General features: G+C 66.4%; 29 protein-coding genes and 1 pseudogene. 16 read left to right on the forward strand and 14 right to left on the reverse strand.

Going from position 1 to position 25,635, the window contains the following annotated elements; translation table 11 throughout:
• Positions 1 to 8: 8 nt before the first annotated feature.
• The 3 genes from ACIGFL_RS05045 to ACIGFL_RS05055 are packed head-to-tail and all read left to right on the forward strand — an operon-like array spanning position 9 to position 1,169.
• Positions 9 to 332 carry a helix-turn-helix domain-containing protein gene (locus ACIGFL_RS05045; RefSeq protein WP_397496327.1) on the forward strand — a complete coding sequence of 108 codons (324 nt, stop codon included), beginning with the start codon at positions 9 to 11 and terminating at the stop codon, positions 330 to 332.
• A complete protein-coding gene (locus tag ACIGFL_RS05050; RefSeq protein WP_122107526.1) occupies positions 329 to 694 on the forward strand; it encodes a hypothetical protein in 366 nt (121 codons plus the stop codon). Before ACIGFL_RS05045 ends, ACIGFL_RS05050 begins: the two co-directional genes overlap by 4 nt.
• Entirely contained in the window at positions 687 to 1,169 is a 483-nt protein-coding gene (locus ACIGFL_RS05055; RefSeq protein WP_397496328.1) for a sel1 repeat family protein, read from the forward strand. The genes ACIGFL_RS05050 and ACIGFL_RS05055 overlap by 8 nt, the downstream gene beginning before the upstream one ends.
• Here ACIGFL_RS05055 and ACIGFL_RS05060 read toward each other — a convergent pair.
• Both ACIGFL_RS05060 and ACIGFL_RS05065 read right to left on the reverse strand, forming a co-directional pair.
• Positions 1,158 to 2,912 (reverse strand): bifunctional diguanylate cyclase/phosphodiesterase, encoded by a 1,755-nt coding sequence (locus ACIGFL_RS05060; RefSeq protein ID WP_397496329.1) that lies wholly within the window; start codon positions 2,910 to 2,912, stop codon positions 1,158 to 1,160. The genes ACIGFL_RS05055 and ACIGFL_RS05060 overlap by 12 nt on opposite strands.
• Before the next feature lie 244 nt (positions 2,913 to 3,156).
• Positions 3,157 to 5,238 carry a carboxy terminal-processing peptidase gene (locus ACIGFL_RS05065; protein ID WP_021442367.1) on the reverse strand — a complete coding sequence of 694 codons (2,082 nt, stop codon included), beginning with the start codon at positions 5,236 to 5,238 and terminating at the stop codon, positions 3,157 to 3,159.
• Between the two features lie 129 nt (positions 5,239 to 5,367).
• On the opposite strand from ACIGFL_RS05065, the gene ACIGFL_RS05070 reads away from it, so the two are divergent.
• The 3 genes from ACIGFL_RS05070 to ahpF all read left to right on the forward strand — a co-directional run bounded on the left by ACIGFL_RS05070 (position 5,368) and on the right by ahpF (position 8,837).
• Positions 5,368 to 6,330 carry a zinc-binding dehydrogenase gene (locus ACIGFL_RS05070; RefSeq protein WP_397496330.1) on the forward strand — a complete coding sequence of 321 codons (963 nt, stop codon included), beginning with the start codon at positions 5,368 to 5,370 and terminating at the stop codon, positions 6,328 to 6,330.
• Positions 6,331 to 6,485: 155 nt separating this feature from the next.
• Positions 6,486 to 7,049 carry an alkyl hydroperoxide reductase subunit C gene (gene ahpC / locus ACIGFL_RS05075; RefSeq protein WP_021442365.1) on the forward strand — a complete coding sequence of 188 codons (564 nt, stop codon included), beginning with the start codon at positions 6,486 to 6,488 and terminating at the stop codon, positions 7,047 to 7,049.
• Between the two features lie 231 nt (positions 7,050 to 7,280).
• Entirely contained in the window at positions 7,281 to 8,837 is a 1,557-nt protein-coding gene (gene ahpF / locus ACIGFL_RS05080; RefSeq protein ID WP_397496331.1) for an alkyl hydroperoxide reductase subunit F, read from the forward strand.
• Between the two features lie 114 nt (positions 8,838 to 8,951).
• Here ahpF and ACIGFL_RS05085 read toward each other — a convergent pair whose 3' ends face one another.
• Positions 8,952 to 9,794 carry a bifunctional allantoicase/(S)-ureidoglycine aminohydrolase gene (locus ACIGFL_RS05085; protein WP_206417406.1) on the reverse strand — a complete coding sequence of 281 codons (843 nt, stop codon included), beginning with the start codon at positions 9,792 to 9,794 and terminating at the stop codon, positions 8,952 to 8,954.
• A gap of 143 nt (positions 9,795 to 9,937) precedes the next feature.
• On the opposite strand from ACIGFL_RS05085, the gene ACIGFL_RS05090 reads away from it, so the two are divergent.
• Entirely contained in the window at positions 9,938 to 10,792 is an 855-nt protein-coding gene (locus ACIGFL_RS05090; protein ID WP_129483531.1) for a LysR substrate-binding domain-containing protein, read from the forward strand.
• Between the two features lie 13 nt (positions 10,793 to 10,805).
• Here the strand turns inward: ACIGFL_RS05090 and ACIGFL_RS05095 are convergent, their stop codons facing one another.
• The 6 genes from ACIGFL_RS05095 to ACIGFL_RS05120 all read right to left on the reverse strand — a co-directional run bounded on the left by ACIGFL_RS05095 (position 10,806) and on the right by ACIGFL_RS05120 (position 16,079).
• The gene (locus ACIGFL_RS05095; protein WP_122107519.1) at positions 10,806 to 11,459 is read right to left on the reverse strand and encodes an HAD family phosphatase; all 654 of its coding nucleotides are present in this window, start codon (positions 11,457 to 11,459) and stop codon (positions 10,806 to 10,808) included.
• On the reverse strand, positions 11,459 to 12,445 hold the full coding sequence (locus ACIGFL_RS05100; RefSeq protein WP_397496332.1) for an ABC transporter ATP-binding protein: 987 nt from the start codon (positions 12,443 to 12,445) through the stop codon (positions 11,459 to 11,461). The genes ACIGFL_RS05095 and ACIGFL_RS05100 overlap by 1 nt, the downstream gene beginning before the upstream one ends.
• A gap of 47 nt (positions 12,446 to 12,492) precedes the next feature.
• Positions 12,493 to 13,287 carry an ABC transporter permease gene (locus ACIGFL_RS05105; RefSeq protein ID WP_021445680.1) on the reverse strand — a complete coding sequence of 265 codons (795 nt, stop codon included), beginning with the start codon at positions 13,285 to 13,287 and terminating at the stop codon, positions 12,493 to 12,495.
• The gene (locus tag ACIGFL_RS05110) at positions 13,274 to 14,116 is read right to left on the reverse strand and encodes an ABC transporter permease subunit (protein WP_021445681.1); all 843 of its coding nucleotides are present in this window, start codon (positions 14,114 to 14,116) and stop codon (positions 13,274 to 13,276) included. Before ACIGFL_RS05110 ends, ACIGFL_RS05105 begins: the two co-directional genes overlap by 14 nt.
• Positions 14,113 to 14,919, reverse strand: a complete 807-nt coding sequence (locus ACIGFL_RS05115) for an alkaline phosphatase family protein (RefSeq protein ID WP_397496333.1) — start codon at positions 14,917 to 14,919, stop codon at positions 14,113 to 14,115. Before ACIGFL_RS05115 ends, ACIGFL_RS05110 begins: the two co-directional genes overlap by 4 nt.
• Positions 14,920 to 15,020: 101 nt before the next feature.
• A complete protein-coding gene (locus ACIGFL_RS05120) occupies positions 15,021 to 16,079 on the reverse strand; it encodes an ABC transporter substrate-binding protein (RefSeq protein WP_397496334.1) in 1,059 nt (352 codons plus the stop codon).
• Between the two features lie 316 nt (positions 16,080 to 16,395).
• Here ACIGFL_RS05120 and ACIGFL_RS05125 point away from each other — a divergent pair, with 316 nt between their 5' ends.
• From ACIGFL_RS05125 to ACIGFL_RS05140, 4 genes are all read left to right on the forward strand, one after another.
• On the forward strand, positions 16,396 to 17,112 hold the full coding sequence (locus ACIGFL_RS05125; protein ID WP_397496335.1) for a UTRA domain-containing protein: 717 nt from the start codon (positions 16,396 to 16,398) through the stop codon (positions 17,110 to 17,112).
• A gap of 148 nt (positions 17,113 to 17,260) precedes the next feature.
• Positions 17,261 to 17,635: a YciI family protein gene (locus ACIGFL_RS05130; protein WP_397496336.1), complete on the forward strand. Its 375-nt coding sequence runs from the start codon at positions 17,261 to 17,263 to the stop codon at positions 17,633 to 17,635.
• Positions 17,636 to 17,659: 24 nt separating this feature from the next.
• Positions 17,660 to 18,442 carry a DUF899 domain-containing protein gene (locus tag ACIGFL_RS05135; RefSeq protein WP_397496337.1) on the forward strand — a complete coding sequence of 261 codons (783 nt, stop codon included), beginning with the start codon at positions 17,660 to 17,662 and terminating at the stop codon, positions 18,440 to 18,442.
• A 21-nt stretch (positions 18,443 to 18,463) separates the two neighbouring features.
• Entirely contained in the window at positions 18,464 to 18,886 is a 423-nt protein-coding gene (locus ACIGFL_RS05140) for a YybH family protein (protein ID WP_397496338.1), read from the forward strand.
• A gap of 6 nt (positions 18,887 to 18,892) precedes the next feature.
• On the opposite strand, the gene ACIGFL_RS05145 is transcribed toward ACIGFL_RS05140, so the two are convergent.
• On the reverse strand, positions 18,893 to 19,396 hold the full coding sequence (locus ACIGFL_RS05145; RefSeq protein WP_397496339.1) for a hypothetical protein: 504 nt from the start codon (positions 19,394 to 19,396) through the stop codon (positions 18,893 to 18,895).
• Positions 19,397 to 19,492: 96 nt separating this feature from the next.
• The gene (locus ACIGFL_RS05150; protein WP_397496340.1) at positions 19,493 to 20,443 is read right to left on the reverse strand and encodes a helix-turn-helix transcriptional regulator; all 951 of its coding nucleotides are present in this window, start codon (positions 20,441 to 20,443) and stop codon (positions 19,493 to 19,495) included.
• A gap of 149 nt (positions 20,444 to 20,592) precedes the next feature.
• On the opposite strand from ACIGFL_RS05150, the gene ACIGFL_RS05155 reads away from it, so the two are divergent.
• Together ACIGFL_RS05155 and ACIGFL_RS05160 are read left to right on the forward strand one after the other, a co-directional pair.
• On the forward strand, positions 20,593 to 21,300 hold the full coding sequence (locus ACIGFL_RS05155; RefSeq protein ID WP_397496341.1) for a glutathione S-transferase family protein: 708 nt from the start codon (positions 20,593 to 20,595) through the stop codon (positions 21,298 to 21,300).
• A gap of 3 nt (positions 21,301 to 21,303) precedes the next feature.
• Positions 21,304 to 21,702 carry a VOC family protein gene (locus tag ACIGFL_RS05160; RefSeq protein WP_397496343.1) on the forward strand — a complete coding sequence of 133 codons (399 nt, stop codon included), beginning with the start codon at positions 21,304 to 21,306 and terminating at the stop codon, positions 21,700 to 21,702.
• A gap of 8 nt (positions 21,703 to 21,710) precedes the next feature.
• Here the strand turns inward: ACIGFL_RS05160 and ACIGFL_RS05165 are convergent, their stop codons facing one another.
• Entirely contained in the window at positions 21,711 to 22,247 is a 537-nt protein-coding gene (locus tag ACIGFL_RS05165) for a tetratricopeptide repeat protein (protein ID WP_397496344.1), read from the reverse strand.
• Positions 22,248 to 22,386: 139 nt separating this feature from the next.
• Here ACIGFL_RS05165 and ACIGFL_RS05170 point away from each other — a divergent pair, with 139 nt between their 5' ends.
• A complete protein-coding gene (locus ACIGFL_RS05170) occupies positions 22,387 to 23,517 on the forward strand; it encodes a M14-type cytosolic carboxypeptidase (protein ID WP_397496345.1) in 1,131 nt (376 codons plus the stop codon).
• Between the two features lie 120 nt (positions 23,518 to 23,637).
• Here ACIGFL_RS05170 and ACIGFL_RS05175 read toward each other — a convergent pair.
• Both ACIGFL_RS05175 and soxR read right to left on the reverse strand, forming a co-directional pair.
• Positions 23,638 to 23,973, reverse strand: a pseudogene (locus ACIGFL_RS05175) (OprD family outer membrane porin); the annotation flags it as partial.
• A gap of 61 nt (positions 23,974 to 24,034) precedes the next feature.
• Entirely contained in the window at positions 24,035 to 24,493 is a 459-nt protein-coding gene (gene soxR / locus ACIGFL_RS05180; protein ID WP_397496346.1) for a redox-sensitive transcriptional activator SoxR, read from the reverse strand.
• 78 nt (positions 24,494 to 24,571) lie between these two features.
• Between soxR and ACIGFL_RS05185 the strand changes: the two genes are divergently transcribed.
• A complete protein-coding gene (locus tag ACIGFL_RS05185) occupies positions 24,572 to 25,150 on the forward strand; it encodes an NADPH-dependent FMN reductase (RefSeq protein ID WP_021443042.1) in 579 nt (192 codons plus the stop codon).
• Between the two features lie 81 nt (positions 25,151 to 25,231).
• The gene (locus ACIGFL_RS05190; RefSeq protein ID WP_397496347.1) at positions 25,232 to 25,591 is read left to right on the forward strand and encodes a glyoxalase superfamily protein; all 360 of its coding nucleotides are present in this window, start codon (positions 25,232 to 25,234) and stop codon (positions 25,589 to 25,591) included.
• Positions 25,592 to 25,635 lie beyond the last annotated feature (44 nt).

The raw sequence follows: 25,635 nt of genomic DNA on the forward strand, positions 1-25,635 counted from the left end.
AGAGAGTCATGACAGTGCAAATCATTGCCCGCGACGGCGAGCCGGAGTACGCCGTGCTGCCCTGGGCCGACTATCAGGCGCTGCTGCAGGCGGCCGGGCGTCAGGGCGAGGCCGAGCCGGTTCAGGTGGTCGCGCCGAGCCAGGGCGCGCGGCCGGCGCTGGCGCAGTTGCAGGCCCTGCGCGAGGCCAAGGGCCTGAGCGCCGAGGCGCTGGCGCGCAGCGTGGGCATCAGCACGCATTACCTGGCCATGATCGAGCGCGGCGAGCGTCAGCCCGACGCCGCCATCCTGCGCGCGCTGGCCTGGGCGCTGGAGCTGGAGGGCTGGTCTTGAGCGTACGCATCAGCCGCCAGCACTGGCAGGCCCTGCTCGACGAACTGGACGACGCCCGCCGTCAGCGCCACCTGCTGACCTACCGGGCGCTGATCGAGCGCCTGGAGCTGCCCACGCCGGCCATGCAGACCCTCACCGCCGCGCTGGAGCATCTGGCCGCGCTGGATGCCCGCGCCGAGCGCCCGCTGCGCAGCGCCCTGGTGATCAGCCAGGGCGCCAGTCGCCTGCCGCGTACCGGTTTCTTCGACTGCGTCACCCGCCTGGGGCGCTTCAGCGGTGCCCCCGACGGCGTCGCCGCGGCTTCCTGGCATGCCGCCGAAGTGGTGCGGGTGTTCGAGTTCGATTATCCCGCGGATGTCTAGGCTGCTCTGGCGGTTGCGTGCAGGCCTGGGCTACTGGCTGGCCCGGCGCCTGTTCCACTGGCCCTGGCTGCTGCGCCAGCCGCGGGCCTGGCAGTGGCTGCAGGGGCAGTACGCGCGCCAGGCCAAGCTGGGCGACGTGCCGGCGCAGAGTTTCTACGGGCATATCCTGCTGTTTCGCGGTCAGGGCCTCGGCGCGCGCGAGGAGGGGCTACGCCTGCTGCGCCTGGCGGCCGAAGGCGGCGACGGCAAGGCCGCTTACCAGTTGGGCGTGCAGGCGCTGCAGGGCGATGCCCGCCAGGCTCCGGACGGCCAGGCCGCGGCCCACTGGTGGGAGCTGGCATTCGCCGCCGGCCATCCGCTGGCTGCCGCTCGTCTGCACCGCCTGTACCGCGACGGCGCGCCCGGGTTGGCGGCCGATCCCGAGCTGGCCGAGCGCTATGCGGCGCCCGACGAGGCGAGCGACTCAGGCCGATAGCCGCTCGAGGATATGCAGGCTGTAGCCGGGCACCGCCTTGGCCTGGCGTTTGGCCTCCGAGGCCAGTTCGGCCAACTGCGCGGCGTCCAGGTTCGGGCAGTCCTCGGCCTGCAGGCATACCACGCCGATGGAGAGCGACAGCAGGGCGAATTCCTGGCGTTGGCCCTGGCGATTGTGCGCGCTGAAGCAGCCGGCCTGCAGGTGTTCTTCGCGGTAGAAGCGCCGGCACTGGCTCTGGAAATCCTCGATCAGGCGGCCGAGCCTGTCGCGCCAGTCGGCCGAGCCGAGCACCAGGAGAAAGTCGTCGCCGCCGATGTGGCCGACGAAGTCGCGCGCCGGGTCGACCCGCTCGCTCAGGCACTGCGCCAGGCACAGCAGCACCTCGTCGCCCCTGGCGTAGCCGTAGAGGTCGTTGAAGGGCTTGAAGCTGTCGATATCGACGTAGCAGATCGCCGCCGTGCGCCCTTGTTGCAGCAGGCGGGTCAGGCACTGCTGGATCGGCACGTTGCCCGGCAGCAGGGTCAGCGGGTTGGCGTGGCGCGCCTGCTGCAGCTTCTGTTCGGTGATCAGCTTGAGCACGTCGATCACCCGGCCCAGGCCGAGGTAGCGGCCGTTCTGGGTGATGATGAAGTCTTCCTCGATGCGCTGGCGCGCGCGGCTGGTGAGCAGGCGGCTGACCTTCTGCAGCGATTGCGCCAGTTCCACGGCGAGAAAGTCCTGGCTCATCAGCCGACTGATCGGCTTGCGCGCGAACAGGTCGGTGGCGAAGGGCTTGAGCAGCGCTTCGGAGAGCGAATGGCGATGGACGATGCCGACCGGTTGGCGCTGCTCGTCGAGCACTGCCAGGGAGTTGAGGTTGGCCTGGGCGCGGAAGGCTTCCAGCACTTCGGCGATGGCGGTGTGCTGGTCGACCGCCGGCTGTTCGTTCAGCAGTGCGCCGAGGTCGCGACCTTCGTCGCCCAGGCCGACCTGGCCGCCCTGCAGGCGCGGCAGCAGCTGGCGGACATCGCGCGGCGGCTTTTCCTGCGGGCGGCTGAGCAGGTAGCCCTGCACCAGGTCGACGCCCATCTCGGCTAGCACGGCCAGTTCCTCGGCCAGTTCGATGCCTTCGGCGATCACCTGGGCGCGCGAGGCTTCGGCCATTTTCAGGATGGAGCCGACGAACTCGCGCTTGACCGTGTCCAGGTGGATGCCGTCGATGAAATGGCGGTCGATCTTCACGTAGTCCGGGCGCAGTTCCGACCACAGGCGCAGGCTGGAGTAGCCGGCGCCGAGGTCGTCGAGGGCGATGGAAAAGCCCATGGCGCGGTAGTGGTGCAGGGCGTTGTCGAGCAGGGCGAAGTCTTCGGTGGGTGACTGTTCGGTGAGTTCGATCACCACCTGGCTCGGCGGAATGCCGAACGCCTGCAGCAGTTGCAGGGTACGCCCCGGCTGGTGACTGGGATCGAGCAGCGATTCTGGCGAGACGTTGAGAAACAGCTTGCCCTCCAGGCCCTGGGCGCTGAAGCGCCGGCAGGCGCTCTTGCGGCAGGCCATCTCCAGCTCGCTCAGGCGGCCGGCGTGGCGGGCCACGGCGAACAGCGTCAGCGGCGAGTGCAGCGGGCTGTTGGAGGGGCCGCGGGTCAGCGCCTCGTAGCCGAGGATGCGCTGCTCGGACAGCGAGACGATGGGCTGGAACAGGCTGTTGAGGTCGCCGTGAGCGAGGATGATCCCCAGTGCGCTCAACTGCTCGGTGACGGTCATGGTGGTCTCGATCTGGCGAAAAAACGAAAGGGCCGGCTTGTGGCCGACCCTCGCATTTCACGACAGTTCGGTGACGTTATGATGACGTCCGACGATTTGTCTCAGAACCTGTTTACGATCTGCTGCGCTTCGTCCCAGCTGCGTTAAAAACAGGCTCGGATGCTCATTTACAGCTCGTAAACTCCGCTTCCTCGCCTGTTTTTGCCTTGCATGGCTCTAGCTCGCGAGATCGTAAAGCAGGTTCTCAGTGCAGCGCCAGGGAGGGATTCAGCCCCAGGTAGTCGAGCAGGATGCGCCCGGACTCGGCCAGGTAGGCGTCGTCTTCCGGGGTGCTCTTGTCGTCTTCCGGCGGCAGGGCGTCCTCGTCTTCCTTCTGCAGTTCCTTGAGCAGTTCCTCGCCCTTGGCCTGGCGGCGGTTGTTCTCCAGCTTCAACTGCTTGGCCTCGACTTCGGCCTGGCGCGCGCGACGGGTGTGTTCGTTGAGGCTGACGCGGGTCTCGGCCATCAGCTGCTTGGCCAGGGTCAGGCGGTCGCGGGTAAAGACGAAGTCCGGGTCGTTGGCGGTGCGCCGGTCATGCCGGGTGGTCAGCTCGGCGAGGAAGGGCTTGATCGGATCCAGCTCGGGTTTGATCGCCGGGCGGATGCTGTCCCACGGCAGGGCGGCGGGCAGGGCGCTCTCGCCGATGTCCTTGGTGTCCATCACGTCCGGGTAGAGGATGTCGGGAATCACCCCCTGGTGCTGGGTGCTCTGCCCGGAGACGCGGTAGAACTTGGCCAGGGTCAGCTTCAGCTCGCCGTGGTTGAGCGGCTGGATGGTCTGCACCGTGCCCTTGCCGAAGGTCTGGCCACCGAGGATCAGCGCGCGGTGGTAGTCCTGCATGGCGCCGGCGAAGATTTCCGAGGCCGAGGCGGACAGGCGGTTGACCAGCACGGCCAGCGGGCCGGTGTAGTAGGTGCCGGTGTTCTCGTCGGCGAGCACATCGACGCGGCCGTCGGCGTTGCGTACCAGCACGGTGGGGCCCTGTTCGATGAACAGGCCGGTCAGTTCGGTGGCTTCCTGCAGCGAGCCGCCGCCGTTGTTGCGCAGGTCGATGACCACGCCGTCGACCTTCTCCGCCTTCAGCTCGCTGAGCAGGCGTTTGACGTCGCGGGTGGTGCTCTTGTAGTTCGGGTCTCCGGCGCGGAAGGCCTTGAAGTCCAGGTAGAAGGCCGGAATCTCGATGACCCCGAGCTTGTAGTTGCGCCCCTCGTGGGCCAGTTCAAGGACCTTCTTCTTCGCCGCCTGCTCCTCGAGCTTGACCGCCTCGCGAGTGATGGTGACCACCTTGCTGGTCTGGTCGCTGGGCGCGTTGCTCGCCGGGATCACCTCCAGACGTACGGTGGAGCCCTTCGGCCCGCGGATCAGCTTGACCACTTCGTCCAGGCGCCAGCCGATCACGTCGACCATCTCGCCGTTGCCCTGGGCTACGCCAACGATCTTGTCCGCCGGGGCGATCTGCTTGCTCTTCTCCGCCGGGCCGGCCGGCACCAGGCGCACCACCTTGACGTGCTCGTTGTCGCTCTGCAGCACCGCACCGATGCCTTCCAGCGACAGGCTCATGTTGATGTCGAAGTTTTCCGCGTTGTCCGGCGACAGGTAGGTGGTGTGCGGGTCGTAGGTGGTGGCGAAGGCATTGATATAGGCCTGGAACACGTCCTCGCCGCGGGTCTGCTTGAGCCGCGCCAACTGGTTGTTGTAGCGCTTGGTCAGCAGTTCCTGGATGTCCTTGGTGTCCTTGCCGGCGATCTTCAGGCGCAGCACCTCGTCCTTGACCCGCTTGCGCCACAGCTCGTCGAGCTCGGCGCGGTTCGCCGCCCAGGGCGCCTTCTCGCGGTCCACTTCGAGGCTCTCGTCGACGCCGAAGTCGATCTTGTCGACGCCCTTGGCCAGCTCGGCCAGGGCGAATTCCAGGCGCTCCTGCAGGCGCACCAGGTGGCGGCGGTAGATGACGAAGCCGGGTTCGAGGTCGCCGCTTTTCAGCAGGTCGTCGAACTTGGTGCGCCACTGGTTGAACTCGGCGATATCGGCGGCGGTGAAGTAGCTGCGCGCCGGGTCGAGCAACTTGAGGTAGTTGTCGTAGATCTGCAGCGAACGCTCGTCGTTCAGCGGCGGCTTGTTGTAGTGATGGCGCCTGAGCAGTTCCACCACGTTGAGGCTGGCAATCACCTGCTCGCGATCCGGCTGCAGGTAGTCCCAGTCGGCGGCACTGGTGGTCTTGGCCGCCAACGGCAGGGCACTGAGGCCGAGGACGAGGGCGAGGGCGGTGCTTGCGAGAGAGCGCTTCATGCTGATTCGACGTAGTGGCAGGTGATAACGCATATTAGGCCGTAATTGAGCGCGCCAGGTTCCGTTGGCGCCAGGCGGGAGGCCGACGGTCGACGTCGGGCCCGATTTCACTTCCACTATGGGGGCAGCATGAAGGCATTGCAAGGCGTCGAGGGGCGGGCACAGTGGCTGGAACAGCCGGCGCAGGCGTGCGACGCGGGGCAGATTCGGGTCAGGGTGGCCGCCGCCGGTCTCAACCGCGCCGACCTGCTGCAGCGCGCCGGTCTCTATCCGCCGCCGCCCGGCGCCAGCGAGGCGCTGGGCCTGGAATGCGCCGGGGTCATCAGCGAGGTGGGGCCGGGTAGCGCCTGGCAGGTGGGCGACCGCGTCTGCTGCCTGCTGGCCGGCGGCGGCATGGCCGAGGAGGTGGTGGTCGATGCCCGTCACGCCCTGCCGGTGCCCGAGGGGCTGAGTCTGGTCGAGGCGGCGGTGTTGCCGGAGGTCTATGCCACGGCCTGGCTCAACCTGTTCCAGCTCGGCGCCCTGAAGCCGGGCGAGAAGGTGCTGCTGCATGCCGGCGCCAGCGGCGTGGGGTCGGCAGCCATCCAGCTGTGCAAGGCATTCGGCAGCCCCTGCTGGGTCAGCGTCGGTTCGCCCGAGCGGCTGGCCTATTGCGAGGGGCTCGGCGCCCAGGGGGGCGTGCTGCGCGGCGACGACCTGCAGGGCCTGCGCGATTTCGGCCCCTTCGATGTGATTCTCGACCCGGTCGGCGGTCAGTACGCGACGCTCAACCTGGAACTGCTGGCGCGCGACGGGCGCTGGATCAACATCGGCCTGATGGGCGGGCGCGAAGCCAAGCTGGACCTGGCACAGGTGCTGGGCAAACGCATTCAGCTGATCGGCTCGACCCTGCGCAACCGCGACGACCAGTTCAAGGCCGACCTGTTGCGCGACCTGCAGCAGCAGGTCTGGCCGCTGTTCGTCGAGGGCCGGTTGAAGCCGCAACTGGAGCGCAGTTTTGCGCTCAAAGACAGCGAAGCGGCGTTCGAGACACTCGCCGGTAATCAGGTTGCAGGTAAAATCGCGCTGCTTATCGATCCCGATCTTGTCTGAGCAAGAGCTCTAGCCCGCGTCTGGCGCGGGCTCGGCCAGCGATTGGCTGATTCAATCAATATCATGGCCGTAATCAATAAGCTTTTTTTCGTTAGGCCGCTAAGATACGCCCTGTAAATTTTCAACCCTCACAGAAACCTCAGAAGGAGTCAGAGATGTCCCTCATCAACACTCAGGTACAGCCGTTCAAGGCCAACGCTTTCCACGCTGGCGAGTTCGTCGAAGTCACCGAGCAGAGCCTGAAGGGCAAGTGGTCCGTGCTGATCTTCATGCCGGCCGCCTTCACCTTCAACTGCCCGACCGAGATCGAAGACGCCGCCAACAACTACGCCGAGTTCCAGAAGGCCGGTGCCGAGGTCTACATCGTGACCACCGACACCCACTTCTCGCACAAGGTCTGGCACGAAACCTCGCCGGCCGTTGGCAAGGCGCAGTTCCCGCTGATCGGCGACCCGACCCACGCCCTGACCAACGCTTTCGGCGTGCACATCGCCGAAGAAGGTCTGGCCCTGCGCGGCACCTTCGTGATCAACCCGGAAGGCGTTATCAAGACCGTTGAGATCCACTCCAACGAAATCGCTCGCGACGTCTCCGAGACCCTGCGCAAGCTGAAGGCCGCTCAGTACACCGCCGCCAACCCGGGCCAGGTTTGCCCGGCGAAGTGGAAAGAAGGCGAAGCCACTCTGGCGCCATCGCTGGACCTGGTTGGCAAGATCTAAATCTGCCAGCTCCCTTTCCGGTCTGTCACAGGCCGGAAAGGACCAACTCTGCGCTGTTTGGGCCATCAACCGGCCCTTGTGGTGCCCGATGCCCGGGCGCGATCCGTCCGGGCATTTTATTGCCTGCCATTCAGGGCAGGCCACCCAGCGGGCTGTCGCAGCGCGACGTTAAAAATTGTTCCCGACAATCTTTTAATCGCCCCGAATTCTTGTCATTGAGGACTCTCCACCATGTTGGACGCCAATCTGAAAACCCAGTTGAAGGCCTATCTGGAAAAGGTCACCCAGCCGTTCGAGATCGTCGCGTCCCTCGATGACAGCGCGAAATCCCAGGAGCTGCTGGGCCTGCTCCAGGACATCGTCGGCCTGACCGACAAGATCACCCTGAAGACCGACGGCAGCGATGCCCGCCGTCCGTCTTTCGCCCTGAATCGTCCGGGCGAAGACACCGGCGTGGCCTTCGCCGGTATCCCCATGGGCCACGAGTTCACCTCGCTGGTGCTGGCGCTGCTGCAAGTGGGTGGTCATCCATCGAAGCTGGATGCCGACACCATCGCGCAGATCAAGAGCATCGAAGGCAAGTTCGAGTTCGAGACCTATTTCTCGCTCTCCTGCCAGAACTGCCCGGATGTGGTCCAGGCGCTGAACCTGATGGCCGTGCTTAACCCCAATATCCGTAACGTGTCGATTGACGGCGCGCTGTTCCAGGAAGAGGTCGAGCGCCGCCAGGTTATGGCCGTGCCGAGCATCTACCTGAACGGTGAGGTGTTCGCTTCCGGCCGCATGGAGGTGAAGGAAATCCTCGCCAAGATCGACACCGGCGCCGCCAATCGCGATGCCGAGAAGATGAGCGCCAAAGAGGCCTTTGACGTGCTGGTGATCGGCGGTGGCCCGGCCGGTGCTGCGGCGGCTATCTATGCGGCGCGCAAGGGCATTCGCACTGCCATTGCCGCCGAGCGTTTCGGCGGTCAGGTGCTGGACACCATGTCCATCGAGAACTTTATCTCGGTCAAGGAAACCGAAGGGCCGAAACTGGTGCGCGCCCTGGAAGAGCACGTCAAGGAATATGAAGTCGACGTGATGAACCTGCAGCGTGCTTCGGCTCTGGTACCGGCCAGCAGCGAAGGCGGCCTGCACGAAGTCAAATTCGAGAACGGCGCTTCGCTCAAAGCCAAGACCGTGATTCTGTCGACCGGCGCACGCTGGCGCGAGATGGGTGTGCCCGGCGAGCAGCAATACAAGGCCAAGGGCGTGTGCTTCTGCCCGCACTGCGACGGCCCGCTGTTCAAGGGCAAGCGTGTGGCGGTGATCGGCGGCGGTAACTCCGGCGTCGAAGCGGCCATCGACCTGGCCGGCATCGTCGCCCACGTCACCCTGCTGGAATTCGCCGACAGCCTGCGTGCCGACGCCGTGCTGCAGAAGAAGCTGGGCAGCCTGCCCAACGTGACCGTGATCAAGAGCGCGCAGACCACAGAGGTCAAGGGCGACGGTCAGAAGGTCACCGGCCTGGTGTACAAGGATCGCACCACCGAGGAGCTGCACAGCGTCGAGCTGGAAGGCATCTTCGTGCAGATCGGCCTGCTGCCCAACAGCGACTGGCTCAAGGGCACCGTGGAGCTCAACCGCTTCGGCGAGATCATCGTCGATAGCAAGGGCGCGACCAATATCCCCGGCGTATTCGCCGCCGGTGACGTGACCACCGTGCCGTACAAGCAGATCGTCATCGCCATGGGCGAAGGCTCGAAGGCATCGTTGTCTGCCTTCGATCACCTGATCCGCCATAGCTGATCGGTTGTTGCATGAATGAAAAAGGCCACCCCTAGGGGTGGCCTTTTTCGTAGTACGCCGTGCGTGACCCTTATTCATCGGTGCGCACGGCGCATCCTACAGGGATGGCATCGCTCAGCGCTTCAGACCGCCCAGGGTCAGCGGCATCTGACGGTTCACATCCTTGTACAGCAGGTAGCGGAAGCGGCTCGGGCCGCCGGCGTAGCAGGCCTGCGGGCAGAAGGCGCGCAGCCACATGAAGTCACCGGCCTCGACCTCGACCCAGTCCTGGTTCAGGCGGTACACCGCCTTGCCTTCCAGCACGTACAGGCCGTGTTCCATGACGTGGGTTTCGGCGAAGGGGATCACGCCGCCCGGCTCGAAGTTGACGATGTTGACGTGCATGTCATGGCGCATGTCGCTGATCTCGACGAAGCGCGTGGTGCTCCAGCGGCCTTCGGTGCCGGGCATGACGATCGGCTCGATGTCCTGCTCGTTGGTGACGAAGGCTTCCGGGTAAGGCACGCCTTCGACCGGTTGATAGGCCTTGCGCAACCAGTGGAAGCGCACGGCTTGGCTGCTGTTGTTGCGCAGCGACCAATCGCTCTGCGGCGGGATGAAGGCGTAGCTGCCCGGCCGCATGGCGTGCTGGGTGCCATTGAGGGTCAGGCTGAATTCGCCTTCGACGACGAAGATCACGCCTTCGGCAGTGGCGTCCAGCTCCGGCTTGTTGCTGCCGCCGTTCGGGCCGACTTCGACTATGTACTGCGAGAAGGTCTCGGCGAAGCCGGTCAGCGGGCGGGCAATGACCCACATGCGCATGTTGTCCCAGAACGGCAGGTGGCTGGTGACGATGTCACGCATCACGCCTTTGGGGATCACGGCGTAGGCTTCGGTGAACATGGCGCGGTCGGTCAGCAGTTGCTCCTGACCTGGGTGACCGCCATGCGGTGCGTAGTAGTAGGGCGATTTGCTCATCGAGAGATTGCCTCGGCGGGTGAATGGCGCGGGGTTCGATCCCCGAGCGGAAAATTGGCTCCCATGCACTATAGGAATTCGCGGCTGGATTCGGAAATTAAATAGTAGAATGCCTGCCAGTGGCTTTCATGATGGGTGGCGACATGCTCGATCCCGTACTGTTACGCAGTTTTCTCGCCGTGGTGCAGACCGGCGGTTTCACCCGCGCGGCCGCCAGCCTGCACCTGACCCAGTCCACCGTCAGCCAGCAGGTGCGGCGCCTGGAGGAGCAGCTCGGCGCCGAGCTGCTTGACCGCAGCGGCCGCTACGTGGTGACCACCACCGAGGGCGAGCGCCTGCTCGGTTACGCCAACCGCATCGTCGCGCTGATGGATGAAGCCATGCTGGCGCTGGGGCAGAGCGCGGTGGAGGGCGAGGTGCGCCTCGGCGTGCCGGACGATTTCGCCGCCAACAGCCTGACGCCTTATCTGGCGGATTTCGCCGATGCCCATCCGGGTATCCGCCTGGAGATCACCAGCGGCCTCAGCCACGACGTGTGGCGCGCGTTCAATGCCGGCGAACTGGATCTGGCGCTGATCAAGCAGCGCGCCGGCAGCGCCAAGGGCCTGGCCAGCTGGGCCGAGCCGCTGGCCTGGCTCGACAGCCGCGCGCGGCCGGTGCTGGCGCGCAACCCGGTGCCGCTGGCGGTGTTCCCGCCCAACGGCCTGTATCGCCTGGAAATGACCCACGCGCTGGACGCCATGGGCAAACCCTGGCGCATCGCCTATGTCAGCAGCAGCCTGCCCGGGGTCAGCGCCGCGGCCGAAGGCGGGCTGGGGCTGACCCTGTTGCCGCGCCGGTTGATCACTGCCGCGCACCGCGAACTGGGCGAGGCCGAAGGTTTCGCCCCGGTGGCGCCGGTGGAGGTGGCCCTGCACGCGCGCAACCAGCTGCCCGGCTATGCGCGGGAGCTGGCGGCGGCGTTGATCGAGGCCTGCGAAGGCATCATGAGCCGCTAGGGGGCGCGACACCCTAGCGCCAGCTGAGAATCGGCCAGCCGGCCTGCTCGGCATGGGCGCGCAGGGTCGGATCGGGGTTGACCGCGAAAGGCCTGTCCACCAGTTGCAGCAGCGGCAGGTCGTTGCGCGAGTCGGAGTAGAAGCTGGCGCCGGCCAGGTTCTCGTTCTGCTCGGCGAGCCAGGCGTGTAGCCGTGTCACCTTGCCTTCGCGGTAGGTCAGCACGCCCTGGGTGCGGCCGCTGTAGAAGCCGTGCTGCTGTTCCAGGTCGATGGCCAGCACCTCGTCGATGCCGAAGCGCTCGGCAATGGCGCTGACCAGAAAGTGCGCCGAGGCGGAGATCACCAGCAGGCGGTCGCCGGCCTCGCGGTGGGCGGCCAGGGTGCGGCTGGCGTCGCTGTAGAAGATCGGCTCGATCACGTCCTCGACGAAGGGCTCGACCACATGGGCGACCTCCTCGGCCGTGCGCCCTACCAGCGGCGCCAGGGTGAAGGCCATGTAGTCCTCCATGGCCAGCTTGCCTGCCGCGTACAGGTGCATCAGCTCCTGTTCGCGGGCGATGAAGGCCTCGCCATCCGCCCAGCCCAGCTTGGTCATTTCCACTGCCCACAGGCTGGCGCAATCGCCGTGGATCAGGGTTTCGTCGAGATCGAAGATTGCCAGGGCCATCACGCCACCTCCCGGATCGCATCGGCGCCTATGGCCAGGCTGACGCTCTGGCCGTCGTGGTGCAGGTCGGCGGCGGAGCGATTGAGCACGTCCACCAGCAGCTCCACGCCACGGGCCTCGACGCGGTAGCGGATGACGTTGCCGAGCAGGCTGTGGCTGCGAATCCGCGCCTCGATGCCGCCGTCGGCGAAGTGGATGGCTTCCGGACGGATCGCCACGCGGCTGCCGATCGGCTGGCCGAGCAGGCGGCTGGCGGCGTCGGCGTCGAGCAGGTTGTAGTTGCCGATAAAACCGGCGGCGAAGGCATCGGCCGGTGCGGTGTAGAGGGTTTCGGCGTCGCCGCTCTGGACGATCTGGCCGCCGTTCATCAGCACGATGCGATCCGACAGGACCAGCGCCTCTTCCTGATCGTGGGTGACGAAGATGGTGGTCAGGCCCAGCTCGCGCTGGATGGCGCGGATCTGCTCGCGCAGGTGCTTGCGGATGCGCGCGTCCAGCGCCGACAGCGGCTCGTCGAGCAGCAGCAGGCGCGGGCGGGTGACCAGCGAGCGGGCCAGGGCCACGCGCTGGCACTGGCCGCCGGACAGCTGCTGCGGGTAGCGCCCGGCGTAGTCGCTGAGTTCCACCAGCTCCAGCACCTCGGCGACGCGCTTGCTGGCCTCGGCGGCTTGGACTTTCTGCATGCGCAGGCCGAAGGCGACGTTCTGCGCCGCGGTCATATTGGGGAACAAGGCGTAGCTCTGGAACACCATGCCGATGCCGCGTTTCTGCGGCGCAACGGGTACCAGGTCCTCGCCGCCCAGCAGGATCTGCCCGCCATCGACATCGGTCAGGCCGGCGATGCAGCGCAGCAGGGTGGACTTGCCGCAGCCGGACGGGCCGAGCAGGGTGATGAACTGGCCCTGGCCGATCTCGATGTTGATGTCGGTGAAGATGGACGTGGCGCCGTAGCTTTTATGCAGGCCGCGGATATTCAGAAAACTCATCGGTCGTTCCTTATCAATCTATCTGGGTTTCGCAAGCTCAACCCAGCCTAGGATTTGTCCTTGTTCAGACGGTTGGCCGCCCAGGTCATCAGCAGCACGAACAGGAAGTAGGAAATCACCAGGGCGCTGGTGAAATGGCCGCTGTCGTTGCGCATGTTGTACAGGTACACCTGCAGCGTTTCGTAGCGGCTGCCCACCAGCAGGTTGGCGAAGACGAATTCGCCGAACAGGAAGCTGAAGGACAAAAACACCGAGACCATCAGGCCCTTGCGCAGATTGGGCAGCACCACCATGAAGGCCGCGCGCCAGGTACTGGCGCCGAGCAGGTGGGCGGCGTCCATCAGGTCGCGCAGGTTGATCGCCTGCAGGTTGTTGGTGATGGCCCGGTACATGAAGGGCAGGGCGATGGTGAAGAAGCAGCCGATCAGGATCCACGGCGTGCCAAGAATCGGCAGCGGGCCGGCGGCGAACAGCTGCATCAGGCCCACCGAGGACACCACCGGGGGGATAGCGAAGGGCAGCAGGATCAGCACGTTCATCACGGCGTCCAGCTTGGGGAAGTGGTAGTTGACCACGAACAGCAGCGGCAGGATCAGCAGCAGCGCCAGTGCCAGGGCAGCGATGCACACCAGCAGCGAGCGGCCGAAGGCGGCGAGAAAGCGTGCATCGCTCCACAGCGTCAGGTACCACTTGAAGGTGAAACCGCTGGGCAGGATGGTCGCCGACCAGCTGGTGGACAGCGAATAGACCAGGGTGCCGAGCAGCGGCAGCAGCAGGATCAGAAACAGCAGGTAGACCACCAGCTGGTGGAACAGCGGCGAGCGTTTTTCAGCGGGCGACATGGTAGCTCCGGCGCAGCAGCCATTGGTGGACGACGGTGATCAGGGTCATCAGGCCGACCAGCACCATGGCCAGGGCGCTGGCCATGTTCGGGTCGAGGAAGATGTCGCCGGAGACCATCGCCGCGATACGGATCGGCAGGATGTTGAAGTTGCCGGTGGTCAGCGCATACACCGTGGCATAGGCGCCGAGGGCATTGGCCAGGAGGATGACGAAGGTGCCGAGCAGCGCCGGGGTCAGCACCGGCAGGCCGATATGCCGCCAGAACTGCCAGGTGCTGGCGCCGAGCAGCTCGGCCGACTCGCGCCAGTCCTCGCGCAGGGCGTCGAAGGCCGGGTAGAGCAGCAGCACGCCGAGGGGAATCTGGAAGTAGGTGTAGAGCACGATCAGGCCGGTCTTGGAATAGAGATTGAAGTCTTCGATCAGGCCCATCTGCTTGAGCAGGATGGTCAGCGCGCCGTTGAAACCGAGGAGGATGATGAAGGCGAAGGCCAGCGGCACCCCGGAGAAGTTGCTGGTCATGTTGGAAAACGCCATGACGAAATCGCGCAGGCGGCTGCTGACCTGGCGCAGCGAGTAGCTGCCGATGATCGCGATGACGATGCCGAACAGGCTCGACCAGAAGGCGACTTCCAGGCTGTGGCGCATGGCCTGGCGGTAGAAGGCCGAGGAGAAGGCCTGCTGGAAATTACCCAGGCCCCAGCCTTCGGCGGTGTTCAGGCTGTTGCTCGCCACCCAGGCCAGCGGCGCGATCTGGAAGGCGAAGAAGAACAGGGCGAAGGGCAGCAGGCACAGCAGTGCCCAACCCTTGCCGGCAATGGGTGACTTCATTCGAGCAGCTCCCTGCACCAGGCTTTGTCGTGGGCTGCGCCGAGCAGCTGGCAGACGGTGCCGCACAGCTCGGTCTGCTGCGGGCGGGCTGCAGGGTCGAGGCTAAAGGCGCTGCCAAGCACGATCAGCGGCACTTCGCGCTCCTCCGCCAGCAGGCCGTTGTGGCTGCGGTCGGCGTTCATTCCGTGGTCGGCGGTCACCAGGATCTGGTAGCCGGCGTCGAGCCAGGTCTGGATGTATTCGGCCAGCAGCACGTCGGCCATGCGCGCGGCGTTGCGGTACTGCGGGCTGTCGAGGCCGTGTTTGTGGCCGGCGTCGTCGATGTTCATCGGGTGCACCAGCAGCAGGTTGGGGCTATGGCGCTGGCGCAGGCTTTCGGCATCGGCCAGCAGGTGCGAATCCGGGTAATGGTCGGCGTAGTAGAAGTGGCCGTGCTGGATCGGCAGCGACTCATCGCTGGTGTGGCGGTCTCTGGCGGCGACGAAGGGCGCACGGTTGTACAGCTCGCTGACCCAGTGATAGGCCGCGGCGGCGGTGCTCAGGCCGGCGTCACGGGCGTAGTGGAAGATGCAGCGCTGATTCGACAGACGCACCACATCGTTGTGCACGATGCCGCTGTCGATGGGCGCCACGCCGGTGAGGATGCATTCGTAGAGCGGACGGGACAGTGCCGGCAGTGCGCAGTCGAGCTTGTACAGCGCAGCGCGCCCGGCCTGGCAGTAAGCCAGCAGGTGGCCCAGCGCATGCTGGGCCACCTGATAGCTCAGGCCATCCAGTACTACCAGGATGACGTTGTGCTTCATGGGGTTCTCTCGTTCGGTCGTAGCCCGGATGCAAGCCGGGGAGCATTCGACGCCTGCCCCGGATTGCATCCGGGCTACGTATCAAAGGTGGCGCGACGGCATCAGTTCATATTGATGATCACGTGCTCCTGCCACAGGCGCGGCAGGGCCTTGGAGGTGGCTTCCCAGGCAGCGGCATCCTTGATCGGCTGGACCTTGGCGTACTGCTCTTGCGGCAGCAGCTTGGCCTGCACCTCGGCCGGCAGCTCGATGTGCTCGGCGCGGATCGGCCGGGCGTTGCCCTTGGCCAGGTTGATCTGCCCGGCATCGCTCAAGATGTACTCGCGGGTCAGCTTGGCGGCGTTGGGGTTCTTCGCCCATTTGTTGATGATGGTGGTGTAGCCGGAGATCACCGAACCGTCGGACGGGATCAGCACCTCGAAGCGCTCGGGGTCGATCTGGTCGCGGTAGGACAGGCCGTTGAAGTCCCAGACGATGCCGACTTCCACTTCGCCCTTTTCCAGGGTCTGGATGGTCGGGTTGGCCAGCGACAGGCGGCCCTGCTTGGCCAGTTCGCCGTAGAAGTCCAGCGCCGGCTGCACGTTGCTCTCGTTGCCGCCCATGGCGATGGCGGCGGCCAGCACGCCGTTGACCGCTTGCGCGGCGGTGCTGACGTCGCCGGCGGAGACCTTGTAGGTGCCGGTCTTGAGGTCGGCCCAGGAGCGCGGAATGTCCTTGACCAGCTGCTTGTTGACGATAAAGGCGATGGAGCCGGTGTAGGCCAGCATCCAGTGGCCGTCCTGGTCCTTGGCCCAGGTCGGGATCTGCTCCCAGGTGCTCGGCTTGTACGGCTGGGTCACGCCCTGCTGCACGGCGATGGGGCCGAAGGCGGCGCCGACGTCGCCGATATCGGCGGTGGCGTTTTCCTTCTCGGCGGCGAACTTGGCGATTTCCTGCGCCGAGCTCATGTCGGTGTCCTGGTGCTTGAGGCCGTAGAGCCTGGCCAGGTCCGCCCAGGTGTCTTTCCAGTTGGCCCAGCTGTCCGGCATGCCCACGCTGTTCACCGCGCCCTCGGCGCGTGCAGCCTGTTCCAGTGCCTGCAAGTCGGTGCTTTCGGCCATGGCGGAGGTCGCCAGGGCGATGGCCGAGCCCATCAATGAAGCCAGCAGCAGTTGTTTCATCGGAAACTCCTTTGCAGTGAGAGTGTTGGTCTAGATCAGCAAGACCTGAGCCAATCTAGGCGCCTTCGATGACAGCTTTATGTCGAGTCGCCGGGGGTAGATGTCTAGGCTTGACCGGCTGGCGCGCTCAACAAGCGTAGACCATGGGTAAGTAACTGATTTCGCGGTCTGTGGACCTTGGCGGCGGTGGCATGCGGCGTGCTTGTAGCAGGGTTGTCATCTGCCGGTCATCTAGAATGCCTAGGCTGGTAAGCCGTCCGAGCACACGACTTTCGCCCTGCGATGGGGCTGGACTAGTCCATAAGGGGAACAATTGATGCGCGAAGAAGCGCCGCGGGCCGTCACCGTCATCTGCCGCGCGTTGCAGGAACAGATCGACCGCGGCCTGCTGCCCTCGGGTAGCAAGCTGCCGGCCGAACGCAAGCTCAGCGAGCTGTTCGACACCACCCGCATCACCCTGCGCGAGGCGCTCGGCCAGTTGGAGGCGCAGGGCCTGGTCTACCGCGAGGAGCGCCGCGGCTGGTTCGTCTCGCCGGCGCGGGTGGCCTACAACCCGCTGGTGCGGACGCACTTCCACGCCATGGTCGCCGAACAGGGGCGAGTGCCGGCCACCGAAGTGCTCAGCGCACGGCTGATGCCGGCCAGCGCGCAGATCTGCCAGGTGCTGGAGCTGCCGGCGCTGTCCAGCGTCTACCAGGTGTGCCGCGCGCGGCGCATCGACGGGCGTCTGGTGCTGTACGTCGAGCACTACCTGAACCCGGCCTATTTTCCCGGCATTCTCGAGTTCGACCTGACCCGCTCGCTCACCGACCTCTATGCCAGCGAGTACGGCATCCACTACGGCCGGGTACGCTTCGACATGGTGCCCACCGCGCTGCACGCTGAAGCCGCGGCCAGCCTCAAGGTGACGCCGGGCAGCCCGGCGCTGCGCATCACCCGGGTCAACCGCGACCAGCACGGGCGCATCATCGACTGCGACCTGGAGTTCTGGCGCCACGACGCCATCCACGTCAGTGTCGAGGTGCCGGAGTAGGGGGCGCCGCGTGCGCCGGCTTGTTTAACGAGGCGCGCGGCGCACCCTACCGTTCATCGGTTTCTGCGATGTTTTTCCGACCAATGTCGAAACGTCCCCGGCGCGTTCGACTATCCAGTACCCACCCGCCAAGGAACTGGAGCGCGTCATGAAATACCTCTGCCTCGTCTACGCCAACGAACAGGAGCTGCACAGCTCCCCCGACAGCCCGCATGACAGCGAGTGCCTCGCCTACGCCAACGCCGTGCAGGAGAGCGGGCGCATGCTCGCCGCCGAGGCGCTGCAGTCGGTGCAGAGCGCTACAACCGTGCGCATGCGCGGCGGCAAGCTGGCGATCACCGACGGCCCCTTCGCCGAAACCAAGGAGCAGCTGGCCGGCTTCTATCTGGTGGAGGCGCGCGACCTCAACGAGGCGATCCAGCTCGCCGGGCACATCCCCGCCGCCCGTGTCGGCTGCGTGGAGGTGCGCCCGGTGCGCGAACTGGATGTCCAGCCGGCGCAGTTGCAGGCCGGCCGGCACTGAGCCGCCATCGGCAGGAGAACCGCTTTGGACCGCAGCTATATTCCCGAGGTCGCCACGCGCGAGCAGTGGCTGGCCGCCCGCAAGGCGCTGCTGGAGCAGGAGAAGGCCCTGACCCGCCAGCGCGATGCGCTCAACCGCGCGCGCCGCGCCTTGCCCATGGTGGCGGTGGAGGAGGATTACCGCTTCCAGGGCCCGCAGGGCGAGGTGCGTCTGCTCGACCTGTTCGAGGGGCGCAGCCAATTGATCGTCTACCACTTCATGTACCACATGGATCGCGGCGAGGGCTGCGACGGCTGTTCCTGCCTGGTCGACAACATCGGCCATCAGTCCCACCTGCACGCGCGCGACACCACCCTGGTGCTGGTCTCGCGCGCGCCGCTGGCCGATCTCGACGCCTTCAAGCGACGCATGGGCTGGACGCTGCCCTGGTACAGCTCCTACGGCAGCCGTTTCAACTACGACTACCAGGCCACCTGCGACGAGACGGTGGCCCCGGTGCAGTACAACTACCGCGACCAGGCCGAGCTGCAGCGCCTGGGTCTGGACTACCACCTGCAGGGCGAACAGCCCGGCGTCAGCGTGTTCCTGCGCGACGGCGAGCAGGTGTTCCACACCTACTCCTGCTATGCGCGTGGCCTGGAAATGCTGATGAGCAGCTTCCACTACCTCGACCTCACCCCCTTCGGCCGCAGCGAGGGCTGGGACGGTATGCCCGATCTGGACGGCAAGGGACTCAACTGGACGCGCCTGCACGACGAGTACGAACAGGCGGCGCCCGCCCACGACTGCTGTGGCCACAAGGCCTGAATATCAACAAGGAGATTCGACATGAGTCAGCACGAACTGCAAGACGCCCTGAACAGCTGGACCGAAGCCTGCCGCAGCAAGGACGTGGCGCGCATCATGAGCCACTACGCCGAAGACGTGGTGGCCTACGATGCCATCGGCCCGCTGCGTTTCCAGGGGCGCCCGACGTACCAGGCGCACTGGCAGGCCTGCATGGAGATGTGCAGCGGCCCGGGGATGTTCGAACCGCACGAGCCGACCTTCACCGCCGCCGGCGATCTCGGCGTGACCCACTACCTGCTGCACTGCGGTGGCACCAATGAAAAGGGCGAGCTGCAGACCTGCTGGATGCGCGTGACCCAGTGCCTGCGTCGCCAGGGCGGGCGCTGGCTGATCTTCCACGAGCACTTCTCCGCGCCCAGCGACATGGAAAGCGGCAAGGCGCTGTTCGATCTGCAGCCCTGACGCCGGTCAGGACGCCCAGTCCATGGCGCTGTCTTCGGCGTACTTGAGCGCGGGCGCGTAGTCCCGGTAGTCGCTCCAGTTGCGCTGGCCGTTGGCGATGTCCTGCATCAGCGGATAGAGCGATCCTTCCAGGGCCGACACATAGCCGCGTCCGACCTCGGCCAGGTGGGTGATGATGGCCAGGTCCTGCAACTCCACCGGCAGTTGCATCAACCCGACGGTCTCGCCGGTCGCCCAGTCGAGAAATTGCTGGGCGACGGCGCGGCCCTGGTTCGGTTGCCGCGCCGCCCAGGCGGCGATTTGTGCATAGCTGCTGGGGCGGCTACCGGCGCGGCGAATCACCGGATCGTAGTTCTGCCAGCCGCGCCCCAGCTTGAAGCCCAGGCCGCCCAGCTCGCTGTTGACGTGGGCGATGAGTTCGTCGCGTTTGTCCTGCTGGTTGCCGACCCACATGTTGGCGAACCAATGACGGCCCCAGATGACGAGGATATTCGCTTCTGCCTGTGACATGGCGTGCCTCCTTTCGTTGTGTCGTGGCAGGCAGAAGCCTAGTCGCTGCGTCGCTGTTGGCGAGGCCTGCAAGCAGTGCCGGCGAAATCGTGCGAACTAGCCTGCGGCCAGGCGCAACATGCGCTGCGCCTGCTGCCGCAGGGCTTCACGCAGCTGCGCCGGCTGTTCGATGTGGAAATCGAAGGACAGGCGCAGCAGCAGGCGGGCGAACCAGGTCGGGCTGTCGGTGCTGGTGCTCAGGCGCACGCCGTCGCCCTCGGGCGTCAGCAGGCCGGCGTTGACGCCGAGTTCGGCGACGGCGCCGGCCAGGTCGGTGTGCAGCAGGATGCGCACCGGGTAGGCACGCGGCAGGTTGGCGATGCTGGCATTGAGGTGTGTGGCGGCGTCGAAGTCGTGCGGGCGCTCGAAGCGGCTGTCCAGCGTCCGTACCTCGCGCAGGCGCTCCAGGCGGAACGAGCGCAGCGCCTGACGCAGGTGGCAGTAGCCGCTCAGGTACCAGAGGCCCTGACGGAACACCAGGCCGTAGGGATCGACCTCGCGCTCGCTGCACTGGCCCTGTTCGCTGCAATAAACCAGGCGCACGCGCTGACGCTCCTGGGCGGCGGCGGCGAGTTCGGCCAGCAGCAGCTGATCGCCGGTGCCGTGGCTGCGCGGCAGATCCAGGGTGGCGCTCTGGCTCAGGGCGCGCACCCGCTGTTGCAGCTTGGCCGGCATCACCCGTTCCAGCTTGGCCTGGGCGCTGGCCACCGCCGCCGCGGTCTCGGCCAGGCCGAGCTTGGTCGTGGCCAGGAGGCCCAGGGCCACGGCCTGGGCTTCCTCGAGGTTGAACATCAGGGGCGGCAGCTTGAAGCCGGCCACCAGGCGGTAGCCACCGTAGCGGCCGCGCTCGCTGGTCAGCGGAATGCCCAGGTCTTCCAGGTGGCGGATATAGCGGCGCAGGGTGCGCCCGTCCACTTCCAGGCGTTCGGCCAGTTCGCGGCCGCTGAGCTGGCCGTGGCTCTGCAGCAGTTCCAGCAGGGCCAGCACGCGGGTGGTGGGACTGTTCACGGGGGACGGACTCCGGGGGCGCGCGGGGCGTCGGGATAAACATCAGGGGAACGATTTTATTAGGGCCGAATATAGCCTAATTCGCCCTTAGCCTGGCGGCAGGTGACGCGAAGGGCGCGTCGACCGCTGGCAGACAAGGAGTTCTTCTCATGCAACCGATACTGTTCTACGGCGTGCCGCAAGGTTGTTCGTTCGGTGCCATCGTCGCCCTCGAGTGGCTCGGCCAGCCATACCGGCTGTGTCGCGTGGAGATGCTCGAGCAACCCTGGGACCCGCTGTTCGAGCGGCTCAACCCGCTGTACCAGACACCCACGCTATTGCTGGAAAGCGGCGAGTCGCTGAGCGAGAGCCTGGCGATTCTGCTGCACCTGGCGGCGCGGGCAGAGGGCTCGCCGCTGGCGCCGCGCCAGGGCAGCGCCGAGTTCGATGCGCTCAACCAGATGCTGGCCTACCTGGTGAGCGATTTCTTCGCCGCCTTCAGTCCCTTGTGGCTGGCCTACGAGAAGGCCGAGCTGGACGAGTCGCAACGCGCGCTGTTGCGCAGCCTGGGGGCCGAACAGGTGGCGGCGGGTTGTCGCTACCTCGAGCGGCTGCTGAGCGAGCGCGACTGGCTGCTGGGCGAACGGCGCAGCCTGGCGGACGCCTACCTCGCCGGCATCGGCCGTTGGGTCGACTACCACCAGCTGTTCGATCTGCAGCGGGAGTATCCGCATCTGGCCCGACACCTGGCCCGGCTCGCCGCCGATCCGGCGGCGTGCTTCGCCCGCGCCATCGAGCGCGGCGAAACGGCCCACAGCGGCGGCTTTCTCGGTCATGTCGAGCTGCAGCAAGTGCGCGAACGTCTGGAGGCGGCCTGAGAGGTGTTCGAGGATTCGCTGATCGATCGTCCGTGCATCACCGTGGCCAACTTCCGCCGCAGCCGTGCCTGGTATCGGGCGGCCCTGGCGCCCCTGGGCTACGAGCTGAAACACGAGGGCGAGCACGGTGCGGGGCTGGCTGCCGGCTTCGGCCCGCGGGACGACGCGCCGGCCTTGCTCTACCTGCTCAGCGCCGTACCGGGGCGCGCCGTCGGCGAGGCGTGCCCGCCTTTTCGCCTGCGGGCAGGCAACCGCGAGGCGGTGCGAGCTTTCCATGCCGCGGCGCTGCAGGCCGGCGGCGATGACGACGGCCGACCCGGACTGCGCGCCGAATCCGGCTGCTACGCCGCCTGCGTGCTCGACCCGGACGGCTACAGCGTCGAGGTGATCTGTGACGCCTGACGGCCCGCTTACTGCTGGCCCAGCGCCGCGCAGGAGGCTTCGTAGCGCTGCTGGCAGGCGCTCTGGTACAGGCGCCGCGCCTGGTCCGGGTCGCGCGGCACGCCGCCTTCGCCGCGGCGGTAGAGGTTGCCGAGAATGTGCTGGGCCATGGGGTTGCCGGCGGCCGCCGACTGGTTGAGGTACTTGAGCATGCCCCGCTGGTTGGCGAATTCCGGTGCGTCGCGCCCGGTGTAGAGGTAGGCCAGGCTCACCGCGGCCATGGCGTGGCCCTTGTCGGCGGCCTGCTTCCACCAGTATTCGGCCTGCTTGAGGTTCTTCTCCGGCTGGCCGACGAAGTAGCTGCTGCCGAGCTGGAACTGGCTCTCCAGATCGCCGCGCTGGGCCTGCTGGCGCAGATCGCGCAATGGGTCCTGCGGCGTCTGTTGCTGGGGTTGCGGCCGCGCCGGCGGGCTCGCCGGGCTGGGCTCGCGGGCGGCGCAGCCGGCCAGCAGCGTCAGGGCGAGCAGGGCGGTGAGGCTGTGGCGCAGGAGGATGGGGCTGGGCATGGCGGTATTCTCTGGTTGAGTCGGCTCAGGCCGTTAGGCCGACCTTGCCAACCTTAGTTCGCCAGGAGCGACCTGTCTGCCTTCACAGCGACGCGGCGAGCTGCAATCCTGACGGCTGATTTCGGCTCACGAGGCATTCATGAAGATCAGCGCGGATTTCGACAGCGGCAATATCCAGGTCATCGACGCCAGCGACCCGCAGCGGGTGCTGCTGGCCATGCGCCCGGACCTCAACAGTCATCATTTCCAGTGGTTTCACTTTCAGGTGGACGGCCTGCAGCCGGGGCAGCGCCACGCCTTCAGCCTGACCAATGCCGGACAGTCGGCCTACAACAATGCCTGGGACGGCTACCAGGCCGTGGCCAGCTACGACCGGCAAGACTGGTTTCGTGTGCCCACCCGCTTCGCGGACGGCCAGTTGCATTTCGAGCTGCAGGCCGAGCGCGCGCAGGCCTGGTTCGCCTATTTCGAACCCTATAGCCGGGCGCGCCACGATGCGCTGATCGAGCAGGCGCTGAGCCAGGCCGGCGCCGAGCTGCTGGCCTGCGGCAAGAGCCTGGAAGGGCGCGATATCCAGCTGCTGCGTATCGCGCGCCAGGCGCAGACGCCGCGCAAGCTGTGGATCATCGCCCAGCAGCATCCCGGCGAGCACATGGCCGAGTGGTTCATGGAAGGGCTGATCGAGCGCCTGCAGGACCCGCAGGATGCCGAGTTGAATGCGCTGCTGGCCCGGGCCGAGCTGTACCTGGTGCCGAACATGAACCCCGACGGCGCCTTTCGCGGCCACCTGCGCACCAACCATGCGGGGCAGGACCTCAACCGCGCCTGGCAGTCGGCCAGCGCCGAGCGCAGCCCGGAAGTGCTGTTCGTGCTGCAACAGATGCAGCGCATCGGCGTCGACCTGTTCCTGGATATCCACGGCGACGAGGAAATTCCCCACGTGTTCACCGCCGGCTGCGAGGGCAACCCCGGTTACACGCCGCGCCTGGCCGCGCTGGAGGAGGACTTCCGCCGGCGCCTGGTGGGCATCGGCGCCGAGTTCCAGACCCGCTTCGGCTACCCGCGCGACGAACCCGGCCAGGCCAACCTGACCCTGGCGTGCAACGCCGTGGGCCAGGCCTTCGACTGCCTGTCGTTCACCATCGAGATGCCGTTCAAGGACCATGACGACAACCCGCAGCCACGCACCGGCTGGAACGGCGCCCGCTCGAAGCAGCTGGGGCGGGACGTGTTGACGGTGCTGGCGCAGATGGTGGGCCAGCTGCGCTGAAGGGGGAGTAGGGGCCAGCGGCAAGCCGTTGGATCTGCAGGCAAAAAAAGCCCGTCGCGAGGACGGGCGCAAAGTGCCGTAAACACATGGAGACAAGCGGACGCGCTGGCGCGTCGGGCGTTACAGGATCGACAGCGGGTAGTTGATGATCAGGCGGTTCTCCTGCAGGTCCATGCCGACGTCGCGGCGCACGTCGGAGTTGCGCCAGCGCACGCTGAGGTTCTTCAGGCTGCCTTCCTGGATGGTGTAGGCCTGTTCGGACTCGCGGCCCCACTCCTCGGCGTCGGTGCGGCCGCCGGCGTGGATGTTGGAGCCGCTGACGTAGCGGTTCATCAGGGTCAGGGCGGGGATGCCGAGGCCGGCGAAGTTGTAGTCGTGGCGGATCTGCCAGGAACGCTCTTCGGGGGCGCCGTAGCTGTTGGTGAAGCCGTCGTTGACCAGGGCGCCGCCGCTGGTGCTGGCGGTTGCGCGACATTCGGCGGGAAAGCTTCGGCAACCGGCGCAATTGCCTGGACGATTAGCCGGGTTCGAGCAGGCGCGGCCCTGCCCCCTGCTCGCCGAGCTGATCCTGGGGGTTGCGCAGCGGGCAGTCCTGCATCGACAGGCAGCCGCAGCCGATGCAGCCGGTGAGCAGGTCGCGCAAGCGGGTCAATTGTTCGATGCGCGCGTCCAGGTCGCGTTGCCACTGCGCGGACAGGCGCTGCCAGTCGGCCGCCGTGGGCGTGTGGTCGGCAGGCAGGCTGGCCAGCGCGGCGCCGATGTCGGCCAGGGGAATGCCCAGGCGCTGCGCCACCTTGATGATCGCCACCCGGCGCAACACCTCGCGCGGGTAGCGGCGCTGATTGCCGGCATTGCGCTGGCTGTGGATCAGGCCCTTGGCCTCGTAGAAGTGCAGGGTGGAGATCGCCACTCCGCTGCGTTCGGCCACCTGGCCGACGCTCAGGGGGCGCTCGAAACGCGGGTTGCAGGGCGACATGAAAAATCCCTCTTGACCTAAAGTTAAGTTGAGGTTTTACCCTCGGCCACCTCGATTGACAACCCCGAGGGCATTTCCATGCAGGACAGAGTTCGACTGGTACTGATCTACGGCAGCGTGCGCGAGGGTCGCTTCTGCGACCGCGTGGTGGCCTGGGCGTGCGAGCAGATCGCCCAGCGCAGCGAGTTCGAACTGAGCCTGGTCGACCCGGCTGCGATGTTCCGCCAGCCCGGCGAGGCGCCCGGGGCGGGCGAGGCGCGGCATCAGGCGTTGCAGCAGTTGCTGCGCGCCGATGCCTTCCTGATCGTCACCCCGGAGTACAACCATGGCTATCCGGCGGCGCTCAAGCAGTTCATCGACGAGGTGCCGGCCTCCTGGGAGGCGCGCCCGGTGGGCTTCGTCAGCTATGGCGGGGTGTCCGGCGGCCTGCGCGCGGTGGAGCAGCTGCGCCAGGTGCTGGTGGAAATGCACGGCATGACGGTGCGCAGTTCGGTGAGTTTCGCCAATGCCTGGGAGCAGTTCGACGAGCGCGGCCGGCTGCGCGAGCCGCGCCACGCCAACTCGGCCATGGCGCACCTGCTGGTGCAGCTGAACTGGTGGGCGCAGACCTTGCGCGCCGGGCGCGAGCGGGTGGCCTATGAACGGGTCAGGGGGTAGGGGCTCCTGCCAGGTACCGAGGCTTGCGGGCAGGCGGCGATTTGCTGAAGCTGCGCAGGTTGCCATTGACCGGAGAAGAACATGCAGCTGGCTGCCCCCATTCCCATTCTGCGCAGCTTCGACGAGTTGCGCGCACGGGCCTTCTATATCGATTACCTGGGTTTTGCCGAGGATTGGGCGCACCGTTTCGAACCGCAGCTGCCGCTGTACCTGCAGCTGTCGCGCGGGCGTTGCGTGCTGCATCTGTCCGAGCACCATGGTGACTGCTGCCCTGGCGCGGCGCTGCGTATCGCCTGCGACGATCTGGATGGGCTGCTGAACGAACTGCGCGGCAAGGACTACGACTTCGCCCGACCTGCCATCGTCGCGCAGCCCTGGGGACGTGATCTGGCGCTGAGCGATCCGTTCGGCAATCGCCTGATCTTTACCGAGCCGAGCTGAGAACGCTGCGTAGGAGCCGGCTGGCGGCGATGCTCCTAACGGCA

The sequence above is a fragment of the Pseudomonas sp. NPDC077649 genome, assembly GCF_044542855.1.
GTDB lineage: Bacteria > Pseudomonadota > Gammaproteobacteria > Pseudomonadales > Pseudomonadaceae > Aquipseudomonas.

Bases quoted from the DNA above. Each gene is read 5' to 3' on its own strand.
- ACIGFL_RS05045 (WP_397496327.1), top strand. From the start codon at position 9: ATGACAGTGCAAATCATTGCCCGCGACGGCGAGCCGGAGTACGCCGTG.
- ACIGFL_RS05055 (WP_397496328.1), top strand. From the start codon at position 687: ATGTCTAGGCTGCTCTGGCGGTTGCGTGCAGGCCTGGGCTACTGGCTG.
- ACIGFL_RS05060 (WP_397496329.1), bottom strand. From the start codon at position 2,912: ATGACCGTCACCGAGCAGTTGAGCGCACTGGGGATCATCCTCGCTCAC.
- ACIGFL_RS05065 (WP_021442367.1), bottom strand. From the start codon at position 5,238: ATGAAGCGCTCTCTCGCAAGCACCGCCCTCGCCCTCGTCCTCGGCCTC.
- ACIGFL_RS05070 (WP_397496330.1), top strand. From the start codon at position 5,368: ATGAAGGCATTGCAAGGCGTCGAGGGGCGGGCACAGTGGCTGGAACAG.
- ahpC (WP_021442365.1), top strand. From the start codon at position 6,486: ATGTCCCTCATCAACACTCAGGTACAGCCGTTCAAGGCCAACGCTTTC.
- ahpF (WP_397496331.1), top strand. From the start codon at position 7,281: ATGTTGGACGCCAATCTGAAAACCCAGTTGAAGGCCTATCTGGAAAAG.
- ACIGFL_RS05085 (WP_206417406.1), bottom strand. From the start codon at position 9,794: ATGAGCAAATCGCCCTACTACTACGCACCGCATGGCGGTCACCCAGGT.
- ACIGFL_RS05090 (WP_129483531.1), top strand. From the start codon at position 9,938: ATGCTCGATCCCGTACTGTTACGCAGTTTTCTCGCCGTGGTGCAGACC.
- ACIGFL_RS05095 (WP_122107519.1), bottom strand. From the start codon at position 11,459: ATGGCCCTGGCAATCTTCGATCTCGACGAAACCCTGATCCACGGCGAT.
- ACIGFL_RS05100 (WP_397496332.1), bottom strand. From the start codon at position 12,445: ATGAGTTTTCTGAATATCCGCGGCCTGCATAAAAGCTACGGCGCCACG.
- ACIGFL_RS05105 (WP_021445680.1), bottom strand. From the start codon at position 13,287: ATGTCGCCCGCTGAAAAACGCTCGCCGCTGTTCCACCAGCTGGTGGTC.
- ACIGFL_RS05110 (WP_021445681.1), bottom strand. From the start codon at position 14,116: ATGAAGTCACCCATTGCCGGCAAGGGTTGGGCACTGCTGTGCCTGCTG.
- ACIGFL_RS05115 (WP_397496333.1), bottom strand. From the start codon at position 14,919: ATGAAGCACAACGTCATCCTGGTAGTACTGGATGGCCTGAGCTATCAG.
- ACIGFL_RS05120 (WP_397496334.1), bottom strand. From the start codon at position 16,079: ATGAAACAACTGCTGCTGGCTTCATTGATGGGCTCGGCCATCGCCCTG.
- ACIGFL_RS05125 (WP_397496335.1), top strand. From the start codon at position 16,396: ATGCGCGAAGAAGCGCCGCGGGCCGTCACCGTCATCTGCCGCGCGTTG.
- ACIGFL_RS05130 (WP_397496336.1), top strand. From the start codon at position 17,261: ATGAAATACCTCTGCCTCGTCTACGCCAACGAACAGGAGCTGCACAGC.
- ACIGFL_RS05140 (WP_397496338.1), top strand. From the start codon at position 18,464: ATGAGTCAGCACGAACTGCAAGACGCCCTGAACAGCTGGACCGAAGCC.
- ACIGFL_RS05145 (WP_397496339.1), bottom strand. From the start codon at position 19,396: ATGTCACAGGCAGAAGCGAATATCCTCGTCATCTGGGGCCGTCATTGG.
- ACIGFL_RS05155 (WP_397496341.1), top strand. From the start codon at position 20,593: ATGCAACCGATACTGTTCTACGGCGTGCCGCAAGGTTGTTCGTTCGGT.
- ACIGFL_RS05165 (WP_397496344.1), bottom strand. From the start codon at position 22,247: ATGCCCAGCCCCATCCTCCTGCGCCACAGCCTCACCGCCCTGCTCGCC.
- ACIGFL_RS05170 (WP_397496345.1), top strand. From the start codon at position 22,387: ATGAAGATCAGCGCGGATTTCGACAGCGGCAATATCCAGGTCATCGAC.
- soxR (WP_397496346.1), bottom strand. From the start codon at position 24,493: ATGTCGCCCTGCAACCCGCGTTTCGAGCGCCCCCTGAGCGTCGGCCAG.
- ACIGFL_RS05185 (WP_021443042.1), top strand. From the start codon at position 24,572: ATGCAGGACAGAGTTCGACTGGTACTGATCTACGGCAGCGTGCGCGAG.
- ACIGFL_RS05190 (WP_397496347.1), top strand. From the start codon at position 25,232: ATGCAGCTGGCTGCCCCCATTCCCATTCTGCGCAGCTTCGACGAGTTG.